This is a genomic window from Acidovorax facilis (assembly GCF_050626955.1).
GTDB classification, from domain to species: Bacteria; Pseudomonadota; Gammaproteobacteria; order Burkholderiales; family Burkholderiaceae_C; genus Acidovorax; species Acidovorax facilis.
In genome coordinates this window covers 64,220-83,616 of record NZ_CP192461.1, presented here as the reverse complement: position 1 = coordinate 83,616, position 19,397 = coordinate 64,220, and the positions used below count along the sequence as shown (strand labels likewise).

At 62.9% G+C, this 19,397-nt stretch carries 19 protein-coding genes; 7 read left to right on the top strand and 12 right to left on the bottom strand.

Annotated features, from left to right (window positions below):
• Window positions 1–17: 17 nt before the first annotated feature.
• The 4 genes from ACQ4MJ_RS25730 to ACQ4MJ_RS25715 are packed head-to-tail and all read right to left on the bottom strand — an operon-like array spanning window position 18 to window position 4,491.
• Window positions 18–893: a carbohydrate ABC transporter permease gene (locus ACQ4MJ_RS25730; RefSeq protein WP_121423152.1), complete on the bottom strand. Its 876-nt coding sequence runs from the start codon at window positions 891–893 to the stop codon at window positions 18–20.
• 1 nt (window position 894) lies between these two features.
• On the bottom strand, window positions 895–1,827 hold the full coding sequence (locus ACQ4MJ_RS25725) for a carbohydrate ABC transporter permease (RefSeq protein WP_121423153.1): 933 nt from the start codon (window positions 1,825–1,827) through the stop codon (window positions 895–897).
• Between the two features lie 44 nt (window positions 1,828–1,871).
• Entirely contained in the window at window positions 1,872–3,173 is a 1,302-nt protein-coding gene (locus ACQ4MJ_RS25720) for an ABC transporter substrate-binding protein (protein WP_121423154.1), read from the bottom strand.
• 37 nt (window positions 3,174–3,210) lie between these two features.
• Window positions 3,211–4,491 carry a hypothetical protein gene (locus ACQ4MJ_RS25715; RefSeq protein WP_066784141.1) on the bottom strand — a complete coding sequence of 427 codons (1,281 nt, stop codon included), beginning with the start codon at window positions 4,489–4,491 and terminating at the stop codon, window positions 3,211–3,213.
• A 215-nt stretch (window positions 4,492–4,706) separates the two neighbouring features.
• On the opposite strand from ACQ4MJ_RS25715, the gene ACQ4MJ_RS25710 reads away from it, so the two are divergent.
• Window positions 4,707–5,615 (top strand): TetR family transcriptional regulator, encoded by a 909-nt coding sequence (locus ACQ4MJ_RS25710; protein ID WP_031942798.1) that lies wholly within the window; start codon window positions 4,707–4,709, stop codon window positions 5,613–5,615.
• On the opposite strand, the gene ACQ4MJ_RS25705 is transcribed toward ACQ4MJ_RS25710, so the two are convergent.
• Entirely contained in the window at window positions 5,612–5,869 is a 258-nt protein-coding gene (locus ACQ4MJ_RS25705) for a hypothetical protein (RefSeq protein ID WP_040214134.1), read from the bottom strand. The genes ACQ4MJ_RS25710 and ACQ4MJ_RS25705 overlap by 4 nt on opposite strands.
• Between ACQ4MJ_RS25705 and ACQ4MJ_RS25700 the strand changes: the two genes are divergently transcribed.
• From ACQ4MJ_RS25700 to ACQ4MJ_RS25675, 6 genes are all read left to right on the top strand, one after another.
• On the top strand, window positions 5,765–8,629 hold the full coding sequence (locus ACQ4MJ_RS25700) for a Tn3-like element IS1071 family transposase (RefSeq protein WP_236749979.1): 2,865 nt from the start codon (window positions 5,765–5,767) through the stop codon (window positions 8,627–8,629). The two genes, ACQ4MJ_RS25705 and ACQ4MJ_RS25700, sit on opposite strands and share 105 nt — an antisense overlap.
• A gap of 1,083 nt (window positions 8,630–9,712) precedes the next feature.
• The gene (locus tag ACQ4MJ_RS25695; RefSeq protein WP_431153381.1) at window positions 9,713–10,516 is read left to right on the top strand and encodes a hypothetical protein; all 804 of its coding nucleotides are present in this window, start codon (window positions 9,713–9,715) and stop codon (window positions 10,514–10,516) included.
• Window positions 10,517–10,716: 200 nt separating this feature from the next.
• A complete protein-coding gene (locus ACQ4MJ_RS25690) occupies window positions 10,717–10,950 on the top strand; it encodes a hypothetical protein (protein WP_431153382.1) in 234 nt (77 codons plus the stop codon).
• 54 nt (window positions 10,951–11,004) lie between these two features.
• Window positions 11,005–11,556: a hypothetical protein gene (locus ACQ4MJ_RS25685; RefSeq protein ID WP_431153383.1), complete on the top strand. Its 552-nt coding sequence runs from the start codon at window positions 11,005–11,007 to the stop codon at window positions 11,554–11,556.
• A gap of 37 nt (window positions 11,557–11,593) precedes the next feature.
• The gene (locus ACQ4MJ_RS25680) at window positions 11,594–12,295 is read left to right on the top strand and encodes a hypothetical protein (RefSeq protein ID WP_431173719.1); all 702 of its coding nucleotides are present in this window, start codon (window positions 11,594–11,596) and stop codon (window positions 12,293–12,295) included.
• 467 nt (window positions 12,296–12,762) lie between these two features.
• Window positions 12,763–13,074, top strand: a complete 312-nt coding sequence (locus ACQ4MJ_RS25675; protein ID WP_431153385.1) for a hypothetical protein — start codon at window positions 12,763–12,765, stop codon at window positions 13,072–13,074.
• 20 nt (window positions 13,075–13,094) lie between these two features.
• On the opposite strand, the gene ACQ4MJ_RS25670 is transcribed toward ACQ4MJ_RS25675, so the two are convergent.
• From ACQ4MJ_RS25670 to ACQ4MJ_RS25640, 7 genes are read right to left on the bottom strand one after another with little or no spacing between them, the layout of a single operon-like run.
• Window positions 13,095–15,224, bottom strand: coding sequence for a tyrosine-type recombinase/integrase (locus tag ACQ4MJ_RS25670; RefSeq protein ID WP_431153386.1), 2,130 nt, complete (start codon window positions 15,222–15,224; stop codon window positions 13,095–13,097).
• A gap of 12 nt (window positions 15,225–15,236) precedes the next feature.
• Window positions 15,237–15,662: a DUF6283 family protein gene (locus tag ACQ4MJ_RS25665; RefSeq protein WP_431153387.1), complete on the bottom strand. Its 426-nt coding sequence runs from the start codon at window positions 15,660–15,662 to the stop codon at window positions 15,237–15,239.
• 9 nt (window positions 15,663–15,671) lie between these two features.
• The gene (locus ACQ4MJ_RS25660) at window positions 15,672–16,709 is read right to left on the bottom strand and encodes an SMEK domain-containing protein (protein WP_431153388.1); all 1,038 of its coding nucleotides are present in this window, start codon (window positions 16,707–16,709) and stop codon (window positions 15,672–15,674) included.
• Window positions 16,706–16,909, bottom strand: coding sequence for a hypothetical protein (locus ACQ4MJ_RS25655; RefSeq protein WP_431153389.1), 204 nt, complete (start codon window positions 16,907–16,909; stop codon window positions 16,706–16,708). Before ACQ4MJ_RS25655 ends, ACQ4MJ_RS25660 begins: the two co-directional genes overlap by 4 nt.
• A gap of 8 nt (window positions 16,910–16,917) precedes the next feature.
• Complete coding sequence (locus tag ACQ4MJ_RS25650) at window positions 16,918–17,601, bottom strand: YkgJ family cysteine cluster protein (RefSeq protein ID WP_431153390.1); 684 nt, start codon at window positions 17,599–17,601, stop codon at window positions 16,918–16,920.
• Window positions 17,591–18,682: a hypothetical protein gene (locus tag ACQ4MJ_RS25645; RefSeq protein ID WP_431153391.1), complete on the bottom strand. Its 1,092-nt coding sequence runs from the start codon at window positions 18,680–18,682 to the stop codon at window positions 17,591–17,593. The genes ACQ4MJ_RS25650 and ACQ4MJ_RS25645 overlap by 11 nt, the downstream gene beginning before the upstream one ends.
• Window positions 18,675–19,160, bottom strand: coding sequence for a hypothetical protein (locus tag ACQ4MJ_RS25640; protein WP_431153392.1), 486 nt, complete (start codon window positions 19,158–19,160; stop codon window positions 18,675–18,677). The genes ACQ4MJ_RS25645 and ACQ4MJ_RS25640 overlap by 8 nt, the downstream gene beginning before the upstream one ends.
• Window positions 19,161–19,397: the final 237 nt, after the last annotated feature.

Here is a 19,397-nt window from a genome sequence, read left to right as displayed (position 1 = left end):
GAGAAATCGGCCCGGCGTCAACGGATGCCGGACTTCATGAAGGATTGGACGACCTGGCGCTGCAGCACCAGGTAGATCAGCAGCACCGGCAGGCTGGCCATGGTCGATGCCGCCATCAACGGCCCCCACAGCGTGCCCTCGGTGGTCATGAACATCTGGATGCCGATCTGGATGACGCTGTTCTCCGGCGTGCGCGAGAGCAGCAGCGGCCAGAAGTACTCGTTCCAGGTGGAGATGAAGACCAGGATGCTCAACGAGGCCAGCGTGCCGCGCAGGTTGGGCGCGATGACCTGCCACAGGATGCGCCAGTGGCCCGCGCCATCCATGCGTGCGGCCTCAATGACCTCGCGCGGGAAGGCCCGCATCGTCTGAGTGAGCAGCATGATGGCGAAGGCCGACGCCAGGTGTGACAGGATCAGCGCCGCCAGGCTGTCGAGCAGGCCCAGCCGCGCCACCAGCAGGTAGTTGGGGATCATCACCACCTGGAAGGGCACCAGCCAGGTCAGCGCGATCAGGCTGTAGATCAGCTTGTCGAACCGGAAGCGCCAGCGCACGAAGCCGTAGGCGGCCAGCAGGCCGGTCAGCAGCTGGATCAGCGTCACTGCGACCGACACCACCAGGGTGTTCGCCAGCATCTGCAGCACCGGGATCGTGTCGAGCGCGCGGACGTAGTTGCCCAGGGACAGGCTGGAGGGCCACAGCGACATCTCGAAGATCTCGTTGGCCGGCCGCAGCGAACTCACCAGCATCCAGTAGATCGGGAACACGCACACCAGGGACAGCACGACCATTACCCCATGGCCGACCGGGCCGGAGAAGTGATCGGCCCGCGCCACGCGCCGGGTACCGCGCGCAGGGCGGCGCGCCAACGCGGCCCCGGGGAGGGTGGACATCTCAGTTGTCATGGAAGGAAAACCTGTCGATCAGGCGCAGCAGCAGGAAGGCGATCGCGCCGAAGGCCGCGAACAGCACAACCGCAGACGCCGAGGACCAGCCCACGGACAGGCTGGAAAAACCGAAGTCCCACAACAGGTAGTAGATGTTGGTGGTGGACCCCAGCGGGCCGCCCTGGGTCAGCACGTTGATGTAGGCGAAGCTCCATTGCGCCCCCAGCAGGATGGTCATCATCGTCAGGAACAGCACGCTGGAGGACAGCAGCGGCAGGCGGATGTCGCGCACGATCGCCCAGCGGCTCGCGCCGTCCATGCGCGCGGCCTCGATCAGCGAGGGATTGATGTTGGCGTTGGCCGCGGCGAGGATCAGCGTCGAGAAGCCGGTCAGCTTCCACCCGGTGATGACGACGATGGTCCAGAGGGCGAAGCGCGGATCGGCGAGGAAATCGATCGGCGCGAAGCCCACGCGCTGCAGCAGCAGGTTGAGCACGCCGTGCCCCGGGTCCAGCAGCCAGCGCCAGACGGTGGCCGCCACCACCGGCGCGATGATCATCGGCACGAAGATCAGCGCGCGGTAGACATTGCGCGAGCGGGCCGGCAGGTCCTCGGTGTAGATGGCCACCGCCAGCGGCAGCAGCACCGAGATCGGCCACAGCCCCAGGGTGGAGATGCCGGTGTTGCCGACGGCCTGCCAGAGCTTGTCGAGGCTCAGGATATGGACGTAGTTGTCCCAGCCCACGAAGGTCCGCGGGGAGGTGGGCAGCATGTTCCAGCTGTAGAAGCTGAGTTCGAACGCGCGCAGCAGCGGTTCGTAGACCCAGACCACGAAGGCGGCCGTCGCCGGCAGGATGTAGAGCCAGGGCGCGATACGGTGCGCGCGCTGGACTCGGACGCGGGGCCTGCTCATCGGCGAGGCCAGGGTCAGCTCACTCATGGATCGCGAGTCCTTTGCGGGAGGTCACAGGGCGCGGCGCGCGCTTACCTTGGCATCAGAGCCTGGGCCGTATCCTGCGCCGCCTTCAGCGTCTGGCGTACGTCACCCTGGCCGCGCACGGCCTGCTCGACGGCGTCCATCATCATCTTGCCGATCTGCCGGTAGTTGGCGCCGGGCATCGGATCCCAGGGCTCGAGCACCGCGAGTTGCTTCAGGTTGGGACGCACCATCGGGTGCTCCTTGGCCCAGGCGGCGAGGTACTGGGGATCGTCGACGATCTCGGGGCGCAGCGGCAGGTAGCCGATCTCCGAGGTGATCACCGTGTAGCCTCGCTTGGAGGTGAGGAACTTCGTCAGCTCCCAGGCCGCCCGCTGCTTGAGCGGATCGCGCGTCAGGATCACCAGCGCACTGCCCGAATTGTTCGGCCGCGGGGGCTTGGCACCGAAGGCCGGCATGGTGGTGGCGCGCAGATCGAACTTGTCCTTGGCGCCCGCGAGCAGGTAGCCCTGCACGGCGCTCGACTCCAGGTACATGCCCAGGGTCCCTGCCGTCATCGCTTCCATCGCCGCGGAGGAGTTGATCTTCTCCATCGCGCCGCTGTCGTTCAGGTCCCGCAGCATCGAAATGGCGGCCACCGACTCCGGTTCGGCGAAGCGCAGGGTCTTGCGGTCGCGCGAGATCACCTCGCCGCCGTTCGAGCGGACCACACCCTGCAGGATCCAGTCGTAGGCGCTCGGGCCGAACAGGCTGGCCACGAAACCGGCCTTGCCTGTGTTCTTGCGGATCGCCAGCGCCGCGGCCTTGACCTCGGACCAGGTCTGCGGCGGGCGCTGGGGATCGAGCCCCGCCGCCTTGAACAGGTCGGCGTTGTAGAAAAGAATCGGCGTCGAAATGGTGTACGGGAGCGCGTAGGTCTTGCCGTCGAGTACGCCCAGCTTCAACGCCTTCGGCGCCATGCCCACGTTGTTGGCGGCCAGCTCGCTGACGGGGACGATGCTCTCGATCGGCTGGGCGCCGAGGTTGTGCGCCACGAAGTCGAGGTCACCGAATGCGACCTGCGCCACGTCGAGCGGGCGCTGCGCAGCCACGTCGGCCTGCAAGCGGGGCATCAGCTGCGCGACGTTCACGCCGACCGCGTTCACCTTGACGTTGGGGTTGGCCGCCATGAACTCCTGCAGCAGCTTGCGGGTGCCATCGGCGCCCAGGCCCGCGGTGGCCAGGTTGTAGTTGTAGAAGGTGATGGTCACCGGCTTGTCCACGGTCGCCGGGACGGGGCCTGCGCGGCCGGGCAGCGACACGGTGGCGGCCAGGGCGGCCGCGCCAAGAAGGAAAGTCTTTCTGATCATGATGATGCCTTTGGAAAGAAGGGGAGCAGGGAAACGCTCAAGCGCGTTGGGCCATCTGCGTCTCGTTGGCGGTTTCGCCGTCGACGCGGGCGCGTTCGAAGCGGGTGTGGAAGTCGACCAGGTCGAACTCGACGTCGTCGAGTGCCCGGAACTCGGCCTCCGACATTTCGGGATGCTCGTGGCCGTACCAAGCGGCGTACTGGGGCAGATCGGACGCGTAGGCCTTGAAGTAGGTCGAGTAGGCCCGCAGGCGCAGGCGCGGCCGTTGCGCGTCGAGATCGAACTCCATCAGGCGCAGCCAGCCGTCGCCGATGCCGTCGATCACTGTGGCGTCGGGGAAAGTGCCGCGAAGCGACTGCTTGCGGCCCTGGTAGTCGCTGAGGAACTGGAACACCTGGTTGCCGTGCTGGTTCGGGTCGACGCGGTGGCGCACGCCATGGAAATGGCCGTTCAGCACCGCCAGGATCTGGTCATGGCGGGAAATCAGGCTGTCCCAGAGCCGGTCGGGGGTGTGGCGCTCGGGGTCCAGGCGGGACAGGTCCAGGCATTCCGCGGCTTGGCGCTCACCCCGGGGATTGAGGAACTCGTGGATGGACACGATGGTCGGCACCCCGGGAAAGGCCTGCAGAACCGACTCGGCCCAGTCGACCACCTCGCCGTCGGGCGACATCTCCAGGCCCAGGTGCAGGAAGCGGTGGGTGCCGCCGGTGAAGATCTGGGCGCTGTTGGCGCCCTGCCGGAACGAGGAAACATACCAGGGCTGGTTCTTGAAGAAAGGCGTCTGGGCGCCGAAGTTGCGCGTCCAGTTCTCCAGCGAGCCGCAATGGATGCTGCCCACGCTGGCCAGGTCCAGGCGGTGCAAGTCGATCGCGCCGGGCTGCGGGGGGTAGTCGGCGTCGGCCCACATGTGATCGTGGTCATGGTTGCCCGGGACCACGGAGAAGGGCAACTGGCCGGCGAGGATCTCGTAGGCCGTCCTGACGGCGGGGATCTCGATGTTCAGCACCTGCTCCGGCGCAGGCGCCACGTGGTCTGCGAGCAAGGGGCTGACGATGGACCGGTGGCCGCGCCGCGCATGAGCTGCGTCCACGTCCGCGCTCATCTGGTGCTGCCACATGTCGCCCAGCGCGGTGGCGAAAGCGATCTCACCGCCATTGCCCACCGCGTTGCGGGCGATGAAGTGCATCATGTCCCAGAGCAGCTCGCGCGCGTTGAACGGGAAGCCCGCCGCGCGCTGGTTGCGGTAGCTCACATAGTTCTGCGTGTCGGGCACGACGGCGACGGTGAAGCGGGAATGGGAACGGGCGGACTCTTGCATGGCGGCACCTTTGACAGAAAGGGCGAAACCGACCCCACGCCGGCACTTCGCACTGTGTTTAGAACGTATGTACAGTAAGGTCACCCCATGACGGATTGATGACTTGTAATGGTTTTATGGGCCAATTCATGGCAAGTTGAATGGGTACTTTGGATAGAATTGGAACGGATGTACTGTCCAAGGGGCAGCGAACAAACGAAAATAGGAGACGTCAGGTGTTCACGGAGATGCCGACCGCGGCCCATGCCGACCGGCTGACGGAAGCCGCCTTCGAACTGGCCTGCGAGCAGGGATTCGCCGAGCTGAGCGCGCGGTCCCTGGCCGCCCGGACCGGGGGCAGCCCGTCCGCGATCAACTACCATTTCGGCGGCCGCGAGCAGCTGCTGCTCGCCGTCCACGCGGAGCTGGGCCGCAGGATGGAGGCCGCACGCGCCGACGCGCTGGCGCGCTGCCTCGAGCAGATGCCCGCCTGGGTGGAGCTGCCCGATATGGTCGCCGCCCTGCTGCAGATGCGGCTGGGCGAGCAGCGCAAGATCCTGGCCCTGCGGGACGAACTGGAGCTCGAGGTGAGCACGGGGCGCGAACCGCAGCTGCGGCCAGCGGCCGAGCAGGAGGTCGCGCAGGAGCGGCAGTTCTGGTGCGGGCTCGCGCGCCAGTTCGACGCCGGCCCCGTGGCGGCAGAAGCCTGGGCCGATCTTGCCCTGGGGCTGACGGGCCTGCTGCTGTGCGAGACCGATCCGGCGGCCCGCTCCGCCTGGATCACGACGCCAACCGCGCGGCTGCATGCCCGCCTGGGCCGGCAGCCCATCGTGCCGTCGGTCACGCGCAAGGCGGATGCCCGGGCCAGCATCGACGCCTTCGCTCGCGAGCGGGCGCAGACCAATGAGACTGCGCTGCGCATCCTTGACGCCACGCTCTCGACCATTGCCCGCAAGGGCGCGGACCGCGTGGTGCAGCGGGAGATCGCGGCGCGTGCCGAGGTGTCACTGGCGGCGGTCACCTACTTCTTCCGGACCAAGCACGACCTGATCACAGCGGCATTCGCCGAGCACTGCCGCCGCCTGCGCAGCCAGAGACGGGGTCTCCTCGTTTTCAGTGCAATAAGTGACGGTACGCAAAGCTAGCACTGGCGCGGGGGTGGTCTGGGTAGACCGTTGATTTCATTGACTTTCCTGTTCGCTTTGTAAACGGGTATGGTGGCCTCCCACTTTTGAGGTTCACGATGCAGGGTTGGCACACAACGTTTTTGGGGATGCGTGGGCTCCCCCGCGATATCAGCGACTTCGAGATGAAGGCATTTTTCACCTTCGATGGTGCCGAGCGCGACGCAATCAATGCACGCCGAGGTGATTCCCACAAGCTTGGTCTGGCGCTCCATATTGGTTTCCTGCGCATGAGTGGGCGTTTGCTCGGTGCCTTTCGGGTAATTCCAGTAGCCTTGTGGCGCCACCTTGGCAACGAGCTTGGCATTGCAGCACCAGAAGTCGCCTCGCTGAGAGCCATGTATGAACGCGGGCGCACGCTATTCGATCACCAACAAGTAGCCTGCACGGTCCTTGGATTCCAGTGGATGAGCGAGCACCAGCGCCGCTCACTGGTACGTGAACTGCGCGACGAAGTGGCGCGCTGCGCCGACCGCGATCAGCTACTCGTGCGGGCGCGTCAATGGCTGTACAAGAACAAGCTGGTGATCGTGCACGAGCGGGCAATTCGGACACTGATTGCGGCGGCACTTGCCCAGCTTGAAGTTGAAACAGGCACCGCCATCGCCGCCAGCGTTGATCCAGCAACACTTGATCGCTGGCGAGCCTCAGTTTCAGAGCTGCGCCCAGATGGACAAACCCAGCAGAGTTGGCTATGGGCTGCACCGGCGAAACACTCAACCCGCCAAATCAGCGAGGTACTGGAGCGCATCGACCTGCTTTACACGCTGGACGTTCATAAGCACCTGGCAGACATCCCCGATCTCATCTTGCGCCGCTACGCGCGCCGACTTGTCTCCAGGCCGCCCTCAGCCGGAGCCAAGATCAAAGAGCCAGCGCGCACCGTGGAGGTCGCATGCTTTCTTCGGTATTGCCTGTTCACCACCACAGACCAGTTGATCCTTATGGTGCAGCGCCGGATCGCCGATCTGTGGCGTCAGGCTGCCGCCGATGTCCCCGCTACCGTCAATTGGGCCGCAATGTACAAAACGCTGCTCGGCGAACTTGTTGCCTTGAGCGCGCAAGGTGCGGTGCCAGATGCTGAGTTGCGTGCCCGTCTTGAAGCCTTGATCACCGAAACCCAGAAACGCAAACCACCGAGCAGGGCCTCCCTGGTCCGCGAGGGATTGATTGATGGAATTCGCCCCGTGCGGTCGTTGCTCGTCGCCATTGCAAAGCTGCCCTGGCAGGCCACCGGCGAGCATCCTGCCATCGAGTACCTTGCCAAGCTGCAAGCTTTATATCTCAAAGGATCCAGAAAGCTGCCAGTTGAAGTGGTGGCACCAAGTCTGGGAATGATCTGGCAGGTTTCGATCTCCAGCCCAGACCGGGAACGGGCGTTTCAGGCGTTGGAGGTGGCCACCCTGTTTGCCCTGCGCCGCGCGGTGCGCAATGGCTCGGTCTGGATTGAGCACAGCCTGAGCTTTCGGGGTCGTGCGCGCTTGTTCTTCACGGACGAGCGTTGGCAGGCAGAGTCCAAGAAACACTATGCCCGTCTATCGTTACCCAGCAAGGCTGCCACTTTCTTGAAGCCTTTGCTGGCCAGAGTAACTGCCGGTGTCGATGCGGTGGCCGCTGCAGCCCGCAGTGGCGTACTGCGCGTGGATGATGAACTCCATTTGTCGCCATTGCCCGCAGAGGACGAAGACCCAGAAGTGACCAAGCTGCGCGCGGCTTTGGATCACCGCATCGGTGAGGTTCAATTGCCGGAAGTGATTCTGGCCGTTGACGCCCAGGTGCGCTTTAGCTGGATCATGCTCGGACGTGAGCCGCGCTCTACCGACGAGCTGCTGATGGTCTATGCCGGCATCATGGCCCACGGCACCAGTCTGACTGCGGTCGAATGCGCGCGCATGATTCCGCAATTGTCTGCCACCAGCATTCGCCAGGCCATGCGCTGGGCGCGGGACGAACGGCGTCTGAGCCAGGCCTGCCAGGCTGTGCTGGAATTCATGCAGCGACACCCGATTGCCGCCACCTGGGGGCGGTCCGATTTGGCATCTTCTGACATGATGACCATGGAGACCACCAAACGGGTGTGGCAAGCCCGGCTTGATCCTCGGCGCAACACACCTTCCATTGGAATCTACTCCCATGTAAAAGACCGGTGGGGCATCTTCCATGCGCAGCCCTTTGTGCTCAATGAGCGCCAGGCGGGCGTGGCCATTGAAGGTGTCATCCGCCAAGAAAAGCTGGAGACCAGCCAGCTTGCTGTGGATACCCATGGCTACACCGACTTTGCCATGTCACATGCCCGTTTGCTTGGTTTTGATCTTTGCCCGCGGTTGAAGGAACTCAAACAGCGCCACCTCTTTGTGCCACGCGGCACCAAAGTGCCCGCAGAAATCGCTGCGGTGTGCGAAGCCAATGTCGACGTCGCTTTGATCGAAAAGCATTGGGATAGTCTGGTGCACCTGGCAGCCTCGGTCATGAGCGGACATGCCAGTGCGGTGGCAGCTCTTGCGCGGTTCGGTTCTGCCGCCCAGGGCGATCCAATCTATGAGGCTGGCGTGCAATTGGGGCGGTTGCTGCGTACGGCGTTTTTGGCTGACTACTTTGTCAAGGACGCTTTCAGGAACGAGTTGCGCCGGGTGCTCAATCGGGGCGAGGCTGTTAACGCCCTCAAGCGCGCCATTTATACCGGCCGGATCAGCCCGGCGCAGGCCAAACGTGTCGATGAAATGCAGGCTGTGGCCGATGCGTTGAGCCTGATGGCCAACATCGTGATGGCGTGGAATACCTCACAGATGCAGGCGGTCCTGGATCGCTGGTCGAACCGCCGCCAGGTCATTCCACCGGAACTGATCGGGAAGATTGCGCCCACCAGGCTGGAGAGCATCAACTTGCGGGGTGTGTTTCGCTTCCCGGTTGACCGCTATGCTGACCAAATCCTGCCTTCGCGGCCAAATGCATCGATAACTGGCACCAATGGATGAAACCGACCACGGTTTGACGCCACGAATCGCAGATTTGAAAGTGAACAGGAAAGTCAATGAAATCAACGATCTACCAACACCACCTCCGCGCCAGTGCTAGCTTTTCGTACCGTCACTTATTGCACTGAAAACGAGGAGACCCCTTCCGGAACGGAGAGATGAACCCCGGACGGTTGCCCATGAAAATTATGCGCACCACGGGTATCACTTGGCCTGTCCTGAGCCGAAACACGCCGTGGGGATTCGCAGCCACCCGCGCCCATTCCCGCCCGTAGTCGGAGGACCGCACGAAGTCTTCAAGCAGCTGCTCAACCTCGCGCCGCCGTCCAATCATCGACTTCGGCGCCAGATGCTCCCACCAAGCCTTGTTTAGCTTCATCGAGTCACCGCCTATCCTTCAAAAATCCAGCCGACCACGCCCATCGTTGGCGCGCCGTTTGAGAGCCGAGCTTGGACGTCTGTGGCTCCAACTTCCAAACCAGCGCCGATCGCGGTCGGTTCAGTGGCTCCTGTCTAGCGATACAACAGCCTGTGCCGTAGGGCACCGCCTAGCCATTCACTTCTGACCTGGCTGCTGCCCCTAAATCGCTGAGGCCAGAGCATTCCGGCAGCAGCGGCGGTTCATCGTACAGGTCGAAGATCACGTGGCTACCGCCTCAGAGTAGCTTTGCGGTGGACACGATGCCGGCATAGCCGATCCCCACATTGAGAAGACCTGCGGTGAGCACCAAGCGGAGGAAAATGCGCATGTGTACGGTCGGCAACATGTTGTCCCTCGATCATATGGCGTGCCCGACATTCGCCCGCCCGAGGATGCACTCGCTTCGTGAAGAACTCCGCAGGGACGCTCCATATGAAGGCCTGGAACACTGAACGAGTCGCAGGCCCGCGAGTGCCTCTCATCCAACTCGCTGCTCCCGACCTATCAAAAGCGTGCAGGATGTGTGGCGGCCGCGCGACGCGACTTTCACCACAGAAAACTCACTTTCGCTGAGCGAAAGTCATCCTTGAGCTACTCATCGGAGTGCACCACACTGACATCGGTAAACGAAAAAGCCTGCTGGAAAGGAACGCATTATGGGAATGGAAACGTCGCTGATAGACCGGTACCTAAGGCGCGCTTGCGACTACTCTGGAAAGCCCTACACGACTCACCGCCTGGCCCAACGGTGCGAAATGGATATCTCAAGAGAAGGCCGAGAGGCCTTTACCTCGGTCCAGCTGCAGGGAAAGCAAGGACGTGGGCACAAGAAGCATCGGCGACTTTTCCCTACAGCACCGCTTGGAAAGATTCTCTACGTTTGCACTGGTCTACTGAACATTGACTTCCCGTCTGCAGAACTGCTAGCGGCTTTGCGCGGCAGACACGCAGCGTTTGCTGCTCTTGCCAACCACTACATTGAGCGATCTGAGCATCCCTACCCGCTGCGCATCCCACCTCAATTGGCCATCCAGTTCGCGCAGGACCACTTAAGAGTAGAGATTGATCCCGAGGTCATAGAGGCTATCGCCCAGAGCACCGCAATCGGTGCATCTTCAGACACCCGACACTTCATCGTCCACCTGCTTGAACTGGAACTTCACGCGCGACGACAACGCTGGAAACGAGTGGACTTGGCCAGATGGAGGGCGACGGGATTCCTAAGGCCCAGAGTTCCTACACCATTCGTCGGACCGCCAAAGCCTAAGCCAAAGGGCACCGTTTATCGCGTGACCGAGCGCCATGCTGAACTACTGCGTCTATTTGACCGTGCCGACGAAGCGGCCAAGCAGCACATCGTCCAGTTCGCAAACTTTGCCGCAGAGGCCCGCCCGCTGGTTCAGCTACGGCCTGCTGGACAGCATGACCAAGCACACATGCCAGATCCTCTTCCTGAGACGCGTTGATCGCCGCCTCCACTCCGGCTCACTCAGTTCTGGTGCCGGCCTTCGCGAGCAGGGTGCAGGCCACCACGAGCAACATGGGCGCCGCGGCGCACCTCCAGGTGCCCTCCAGCATCGACTGCTCGCAACGGCAGGTCGATGTGAGCGATGCGCCCTCGAACGCCATGTTTGCGGACCCTGCATAGCATTGGCACAATGGGTACATGAACCCTGCCAAAACAAACAACGACCGTCTACGCGAATTGGTGGATGCCAGCGGCTTGAGCCAGCCCGCAGCACTCGCTGTTTTTAACCTTGGGCTTGGGCCTGCTGCATATTCAATAAACACGTTCAAGGCATTTTTGGTACGTCAGGATTCATCCAAGTTTCGCCCCCTCAAGGATGAGCTACTGGCTCATGCTGAAAAGAACTTCAGGCTCCACATAAAAACGCCTTAACATAGGGCACATGTACCCGAGCAATTTACGCAACAAGCAAGACAGGGGAAGAGAATGGGAAAAAACGAACGTCACGTCGAAGCGCTGTCGCCAGAATGTGAAGCCATCCTTGACCAAAGAGGGATGCACTCTCTCGGGGATCAAAAGAATGAATCCGCCCCTGCGGATATTTTCACGAGCGATGGTGAACTGGTACTGACTCAGGTGCCGCGAGACATTCCCCCGTACTACTTGGATCGACTTCTTGAGCTAGGGCTCCTAGCTCTCGGAAACCAACAAAGCCATCGACTGAAAATCGATTCCGAGATTAAAGTTTTTCGCAAGCGCCTTAAGGTGATCTGTGACCACTATGAGTCACAGGAGATAGCGGCTTGGGTAGAAATTGAGGACATGGCGAAACGCGCCACTATCAGACTTGGGCGAATTCGCAATGCACTCGAGGATCTGAGTGATGAGTTTTCAGGTGTAGAAAAACGAGTGCGCCAGATGGTTGCCATTGAGCGAGAACACAACACGCACAGGGCGCGAGTAGGTCAACCCGAAGTATCCGCTTGCCATGATCTGCTCGAAGAGCTTTCAAGTAGCTCACTCAAGAAGCTGAGTTGAAAAAATGCAGCCGACGAAGCTCAAGAAGGAGAGAGAGATGAAGACCGTAGGGTATACAGTGCTCGCGCTTTGCGTGCTGTCTGGCTGTGCCAACAATGGCACGATGACCACAGAGCAGCAGCTTCAGATCATGCGCGAGGTCGAAGCATCGCGCCGCGCGGCGGCAGAGTCGTTTGGCAAGTATCGAGACACCTGCGCGAGAGAGTTTCCACTGGGAACGGATCTCAGGGATGATGGCGGGGCGCACTTGAGCGCCCAGGGCGCGGTTAATGTTGCGCTCGCAAACAATGGCCAGGAAATCGTGTGCTCAGTGAGTATCGTCAGCTCAGAGATTGATCGTATCTGGGCTGATGGTCGGACTTACACGCTGGCAGATTACAGATTGGCCGATACCTCCTACAAGCGTAGGTTGGCGCTGGCGGAGGCCGACGCGGCACAAATTCGGAATGGCAACCATGAGGTCTTTGTTCGGTCGGCCAAGCGTGTCGTTTCCGACGCGTTCAAAGATCCCGATTCTGTGCGATACCGGGACATGTACATCAGCAACAAGACCGTGCCTACTTTGTGTGGCGAGTTGAACTCAAAGAACTCGTACGGTGGGTACGTCGGCTACAAGCGGTTCTTCTACAACAGGGTGGTATCCGCTGTGTATAGCAACGATAGCTCGGAGGAGATCAGGCGATACGCAAAGCTTGAAGCCATCTACTGCAATGACAAGTTCATCAACTTGCCTCAGTAGTTTTCGGGAAGTGGGCTGCAGCGAGATCGATGACACATACGTGGTGCTCGGTCATCGGTCACGGCTCAAGAGCAGGTTCTTGCCCGCATGCTGGAGCGAGTCAGTTCAGTGACTGTAGGCGCAGATCGGGCGACGATTGACTCAGACGAAGGGGCGAGCAGCCAACTACTAAGGAAGAAAAACCCCAATAGAGACAATAAATTAAGCTCGTTTCTGCGGTTTTTTGCATAAATCCCTGCCGACCCTCAAAAAGCGATCAGTCAGATGCGGAGCTTCCACTTCGCGCGAGTTAGCGCCACTGCAAACCTGTTGGTCGCGGCCGCTGCTCTCGTGGTGGCCCTGGTTGCGCTTGTCGTGAGCAGCATCCAGTTGTTCAATGCATAGCGTTTGAAGCGGCCCTACGTGACTGGCGGCGGGCGCCTGCGTCGGCATATATCGAAGGCTTGAACACCATCAAAGGAGTCCTCATGAAACGCCTGAACAGGTCATTTCTAGTCGTCTGCGTTGGAATGGCGGCTTGCTGCGTCGCACACGCCCAAACTAAGAAGATTGAAGGCACCGCCGCAATTGCAGCGGGCTCAATCAATCCTCCGAATCCCGTCGAAGGGTGCAATAGGGCAAAGCGAGACGCCGAGGACAAGGCAGTGAAGGCTGGCACTAAAGGCCTCGTGTCGTGGGATCGCCTTAGTGTTGATAGTGACTGCAGTTTGTCGACACCAGGCGGAACCGGCATCGGCTACTTCTACATCTTCACCGCCAAAGGAAACTTCAAGACCTGAGGAAGTGCAAAGTGCATGACTCAAACAATGGACTGGATCTTGTCCACGGTCTCCTTGCGCGACGACAGCTCTGCCTTCACATAGATCATCGTGGTGTTGATGTCAGCATGGCCCAGCAGCGCCTGCGCCACCGACAGTGCGCCATCCTGCCCATCGCTGGCCGCAATCGTGTCATGCGCAAAGGTGTGGCGCATCCAGTGCGTGGAGGCCGCCAGAAAATCCGAGCTCTTCGGACCCGCGATCTTCGCGCATTTCCTAAAGAACTCCTTGAGCAGCCCGTAGATGCGCGCCGCGCTCAATCCGCCGTCGGCATTCCCTTCTCGCCGTGCGTTGTGGGGCATGTCGCCGTCGCTTCCTTCGCTCTTTCCGGCTAGCCGCTCATCGAGAATGCCCAGCAGCGGCATCGTTGAGGGCTCCAGGTTCTTGAACACATTCAAGTCACCCGACTCGGCGAGCGCGATACGGTCGGCACGGTGTGCCTGCAGCGCTTCGATCGTTGCATCCTGCAGCGGAACGATCCGCTCCCGCTTGCCCTTCCCCTCGAAACGCAGCGCCCAGCTGTCGGAGGCCTCGCCATCGATGCGCATGCGCTCGAGATGCGACCAGGTCATTCTGGCAGCCTCGTCGCGGCGCAGGCCTGCTGTCTGCAGCAGCCGGATCATCGCAATGAGCCGGCGCTTGCGCGGTCCATCGTCCATGCTGGTCACCACAGTGCGGATGACTTCCTTGTCTTGGGCGCTGAACGAGCGCATGACGTCCATCTTGACCTCGGTGCGCTTGGGCCCCCGCATGCCCACCGCCGGGTTGAGTGCCAGGTAGCCCGTGCCATACCAGTAGGTGAGCATCTGACGCACCGCCGCGCTGGTCTGCAGCATGCTCGCTGCGCTGAGTGGGCCTCTAAGGGGACGCCAGTCGGAGGCTGCCCGCGTGCGGACGCGCACCTGGACCCAGTGGGCAGGCGGCGCTCGCAAGAAATCGAAGAACATCTGCAGGTCAGGTGACTCCAGTGCCGAGATCGCTCGGCCGCGCTCGGTGATCGCCCACAGCGCCAGCCGCTCGATCGCGCGCCTGTAGGCCTCTTGTGTCGCCGGGCTGTTGTCGCGCAAGGTGTCGAACCACCGCTGTATCGCCTGCAGGTCGTCTTGAGCACCCAGCGTATTCATCGTTCCGCGAAAGCCGCCAACCGCGCCCCGCAACGCCGGCGGCCATATCATTTCTCCGAAGGGCACGAGCTGGCCGCGGTATTCCTGGATCTCACCGGCCGGGGCGCGCATCGGATACTCCAGGCCTTTGTCGGGCAGGATGCCGCTTTGGTCCAGCCATCCTTGCAGTCTGCGCCCGCGCACCCGCCCGTACCGGGGTATCGAATTCCACCAGCGCACGCCTTTGAGCGCCATCCAGTCGCGCAAGTTGCCCAGGTTGACCACCCCGGCATCGCGCAGTGCCTGCGTCTGCGCCGGTGTTAGTTGGAGCCATTGCGCGACCGCATCCTCTCGCTGCGGCCGCACCGCGAGGCGTCGGTCCATCCAGTCCAGCGCGTGCAGCTTGCGGCGGAAGTCGCCTGCGCCAGCCTGGGCATTTGCCGGGCTTGCCGCCGGGGCAGGGCGTGTGACTTCGGTGTGCGACGCAGCCGCACCAAACTCCTCCTCATACAGCTCAATGAGCTCGGCTTCAGAGTACATGTCGGCGTCGAACCGCCCCGCGAATTCCTGCAAACTAGGGCGGGTATCCGCCGCCGACTCGCCCGGGGCCGGGGGCGCGGGAGCTTGATCCGCCCCCCTCACCGCGGGGTCAGCGCCCTCCGGCCACACGATGGCCGCCTGCTCGGCAAGCTCTGGCCAGGTCGAGGCCATCGCAAGGACGCGCCCGCGCAGCTGATCGCCGTAGCTGTCGGCCGCTTTGCGCTCGATCGCCACGCCCAGGTAGGATAGATACTGCTCAGCGGCTACGCGCGCATCCACGCCCTGCACGGTGGCGCGAAGGAAGGCGACGTCATCCGCGGTGATGGGCCGCTCCGTGGTCTTCGCCCGCGCGCCAGTCGGACGCCCGCGCCGGCGCCGCAGCGCGGCGGCTTCGGGCGCCTCGAGCGCGTGGCCATGGTCATCGACAACCGGGGTGCCGCCCAGAGCGCGTCCTGCGGTGTCAGTCATGGCGCCCCCGAGCTAAGCTGCGCTGTCATCGGCGGACTCCTCCAGCTTGCGCAACACAGCGCCATAGTTCGCGTGTAGGGCAGGCCAGTCTCGGCCAAGCGCCAGCGAGGCCTCCGGCACCCGGCCCTGGACACAGGCCAGCCGCACCTTGGGGTGGCAGTGGCCGACGGTCGCCAGCCAGCCGGCACAGGCGAATTCCTCGCCAACCCTCGACTGGTGGCACGCGAACACCTTCGCGGCAAAGTCCGGTCCGTGTCCACGCGCATCCGGGCAGGTGTCCGCCAGGTCGCGCGCCTTCGCTACAGAAAACCCTGGGATGTCCTTGGCAGTCTGGTCCAGGCGCCACGGGCAGCTGGGGCAGGGCTGAGGAAGCAGCTTCCAGGTTTGATCGGCACCGCCTTGGCAGCTCGGGCCTTCTTCGAACGTTTCCCTGTGCATGGCCAGTCCTTAAAACGCGGAAAGGTCGGCGCCACCGATCACCTGGCGCACCGTCAGGCCACGGCTCTTGATGAAATCGACCAGACCCTCACGCAACGGAATGCAATCGGTGAGGTCCATGAAGATCTCAGGGGCGCCAGATTCGTGCGGATCTTCGCCATCGACATCAACCAGGCCCTCATAGATCAATAGGTCCAGCTCTTCCTTGACCTTGCCGCCGCACTCGCGCAGCACCTTGTTTAACTCCGCGTGAATCGCAGCGTCGCGGGAATTGCGCCTTGGCTCGCGATGCTCGCGGCGTTCGATCAGCATGGCCAGGAATTCCCGGGTCACTCGCGGCAATCGGCGCAGCTTTTTGGCCAGGGTCGGCAATGCCTTCGCGATTTCGACCTTGGTTTCGTCTTCGAGCTCGTCGAACTTCTTTTCGTAAAACTTCAGGAAGGCCTTGCCGTCACCGCATTTCAGCGGCGGCCGTGCCTCCCACTTGTCATAGCCATTTGTGGGGTAGCGGCCTTTCCCGTCGGGGACCTCCAGCTCCACCAGCAGCTGGACTGTGTTCCGGCGCACGACCTGGTGGACTGCCTGCAGCTTGTCGAGCGGCAAGGCCAGCACCATGCGGGCTATCTCCGTGAAGTCCCAGATATCTTTCTCGGGATCGAAGGTCACACCATGCTTGAATGGCCCCTCGACGCTGTAGCTGGTTTGCTTCTTGCCCAGGCAGAACACCACGATGCGCTCGTAGGCCTTCGCCTGCTCGGCGGTCAGGGCGTCGAGGGTGTGGCGCACCTTCTGGCTTGAAGCCGTGGCGGTTACCTGGATTCCGTACCGGCCGCCTGTGTCGCCAAGGTCGAGACCGGGTTCGTTGGGACGCTCATCGTTGAGAGAGTGCAAGTCCGTACCCAGCACCGCGTTCAGCAGCTCGCCCACAAAGGCCTCCGTGAAGACGCTCATGTCGGTGATGCCCAAGCGGTTGCGGGTCTCGACCCGCTCGGAGATGCCCGTGAACGCATCCACGATCTCACCGATGAAGTGCCCTCTGGTGATCATTTCCCCATCTCCTGTGCTCGGCAGGCGTCATGCGCCGCGACGACAAACGTGGCCAGCTCCGCGTCCCCTTGGAAGTGCCCGATGCGCAGGCCGTCGGCCAAGCCACCGTGGGCGAACACCTCGCCGGCACACTTGCTGCTCCAAGCGACACAGCGCACGTCCGGCGCGAGCTGCTGGTGCAGGACCTTCATCGCATCCATGTCCACAACTATTGCTCCCCGATTTCTGACCGAAACCAGTCGCGGATGTCCGCCACCAGGCCTCCTGCGGCCACACTGACGTGGTAGACCGCTTTTTCGATGGACGTGTCCACATACGGCACGGAAATCGACTCCCCTGGCACGATGTGGCACAGCAATGCGTCCTCGTCAAAGTTCGCGTGCAGACGGCACACGAGCGGGCGGTGCCTAAAGATCCCGCATTCGCCCGCGTCAAGGAAGGTGCATGGCTGGCCGGTGTGCCGTGCCGCCATCGGGGGCGGTTCGTGCAGGTCACGCCCCACGGACACGGCGCCGGGGGGAGCGGCCGCAGGCCGGCGGCCGATGGCCCGTCCAATGAGTTCAGCCTCGGCCTGGGACACCACCACGTCTTGGTGGCAACACGCATCGCAACCCCGGCGGCAGGCGACCTCGCGCGCCACGGCCTGACTGAGCCGGTCGGCAGCACGGTGCAGCCACACGATGGCCTTCGCGCGCGTAGGCGCCCCGATCGCCTCATTGACGAGGCGCATACGGTCCGCGTTGGCGGGCGCGAGCACGGCCCTGGCACGCCCGTCGATGCGCGCGCGACCTTCGGGCCCCAGGATCTCGCCTTCGCGCTGCCGCACGCGGTGCAGGTGCGCAGCGCGGTCCGAGGTGTCCCAGCGGATGGCCGGGCCTGCTTTAGAAGCCATACACACGGTCACGCCAGCGGCGCAGGACCTGGTAGTCGTTTTCGGGGAGGTCGATCTGGCCGGCCTCGGCCGCCTCCAGAACTCGGTGGCCAGCCCCGTCGTGCACGCGGTTGCCGTGCAGCAGATAGAAGAACCAGGCAAACGGGGCACCCGTGCGCCGGTCGATGGCGCACAGCTTGTCATAGAGCGCGTGCACGCTGCCCTTGCGCGACTCCACCTCGGCGAGCTTCTTGTCGAAGGTCCACATCGGCACCAGCGACACCCAGCGGCGGTTCGTGGTTTTGTCCTTCGAGTCGCTGATCTGCATCACCCAGTGGCGGCACAGCCGCTGGCCCGATTGCCCGGCACTGCTCGCGGCCCAGTCCTTGAACAGGCGGCGGCCCTTGGCGGGGTATTTGTCGAGCCCGGGATCGATCTCTTTGTAGCCAACGACACGCGGCGCTTGTTCGGACTGGGGATCCGACACCGTGAACCGCAGGGCACGCACCCGGGCGCGCTGCAGTTCCTCGTCCGCGTCTATCAATTCCATGAACCGGGCCATATCGACGACCCGGCGCAGCCGGTAGCGCGGCGTCCCCAGGGGCGTTTGTTCCTTGGGCGGCAGCTCTTGCCCCTGGGCTTCGGAAAGTAGCTCCCGGGCGTCGCGCGGAGGCGAGCCATAGTCCTGCATCAGCCGATTCTCCAGACGTTCGCTCGAAAGCTCGACCTCGATCTGCAGGAAGTTGGACTCGTCGCCGCCACGGTCGACCACCAGGTACAGCGAGGTGATTTCCGTGGTGCTCAGCCGCAGGTCGGCCGCGAGCAAGCGCTGGTGGGTGACGCTGGCCCGCGCGCCGTCGTTCACGAACTCCTGCGAGAGCCAGGCCGCCAGGTCCTCGTGCACGAGCGCGCCCGCCGCCGTGAAAACCCGGCGCTGGGCCAGGTAGCAGTTCCCGCGGCTGGTGGCGAACTCGACGGCTTCCAGGCCGGGCACTGCGCGCAGGACTTTGAGCAGTGCCTTGTGGCGCGGGTCGCGCCCATCGGCAGGCACGCTGGCAATGGCCTCGGCGAGGCCTGGAATGTCGTGCAGGTATTCAGTCATGTCGCGGCTCCATCGCAAGGTCCGTGGCTGCGTCCAGCCGGAGACCTAAATTTTGCATAAAAAGTTGATTCTTCATGGCACCCGCCTGGGCGATAGGGCGCGCCACATCGCGGTGGGCCGTGGCACCCGACGCGGACTGCTGCGCTGGTGGGCTCACCAGGCGCGAAAGCACGCCGCGCCCATGGTTGCTCCCCCCACACTGGCACTCGCACGTCACGGTGGCCTTGCCATGCAGGCACTTGGCGTCGCAGTCGTGCCGTGAAGGCTGGGCCTTGTAGTCGATCTGCCGCGTCACGGGCAGCGGGCCGCCAGGGCCTTCCAGCGGATAGCCGACCCAGAGCGAGTAGCCGTCGGCGCGCAGCCCGGCTACCCCAGGAAAGCGCTGCGCGAACTCCGGCTTGGCCATGGGCCACCCGCCCTGAAGCGGGACCGGCTCGGGGCCGGGCCCCAGATCGCAGAAGTAGCGCATGCGCGCCATGGCTCATGTCCCAGAGGTCTGCGGCCGCCAGCTGGACCTGATCATTTATCCATCTTGATCCAGCGCGCCAGCGAGCGCAAAATTTTCAAAAAGCTGCCGTGGGCAGCCGGTGGAGGCCACGCCCGACAGGCAAGCTTCAATTTTTTTAGTCCAAACGCACGCATCATAAGGGCTATTAGCATGCGTGACAAATAATTCCCGTCCCTAGGAATGCGTCATCGTAACCACGTGTTCTGC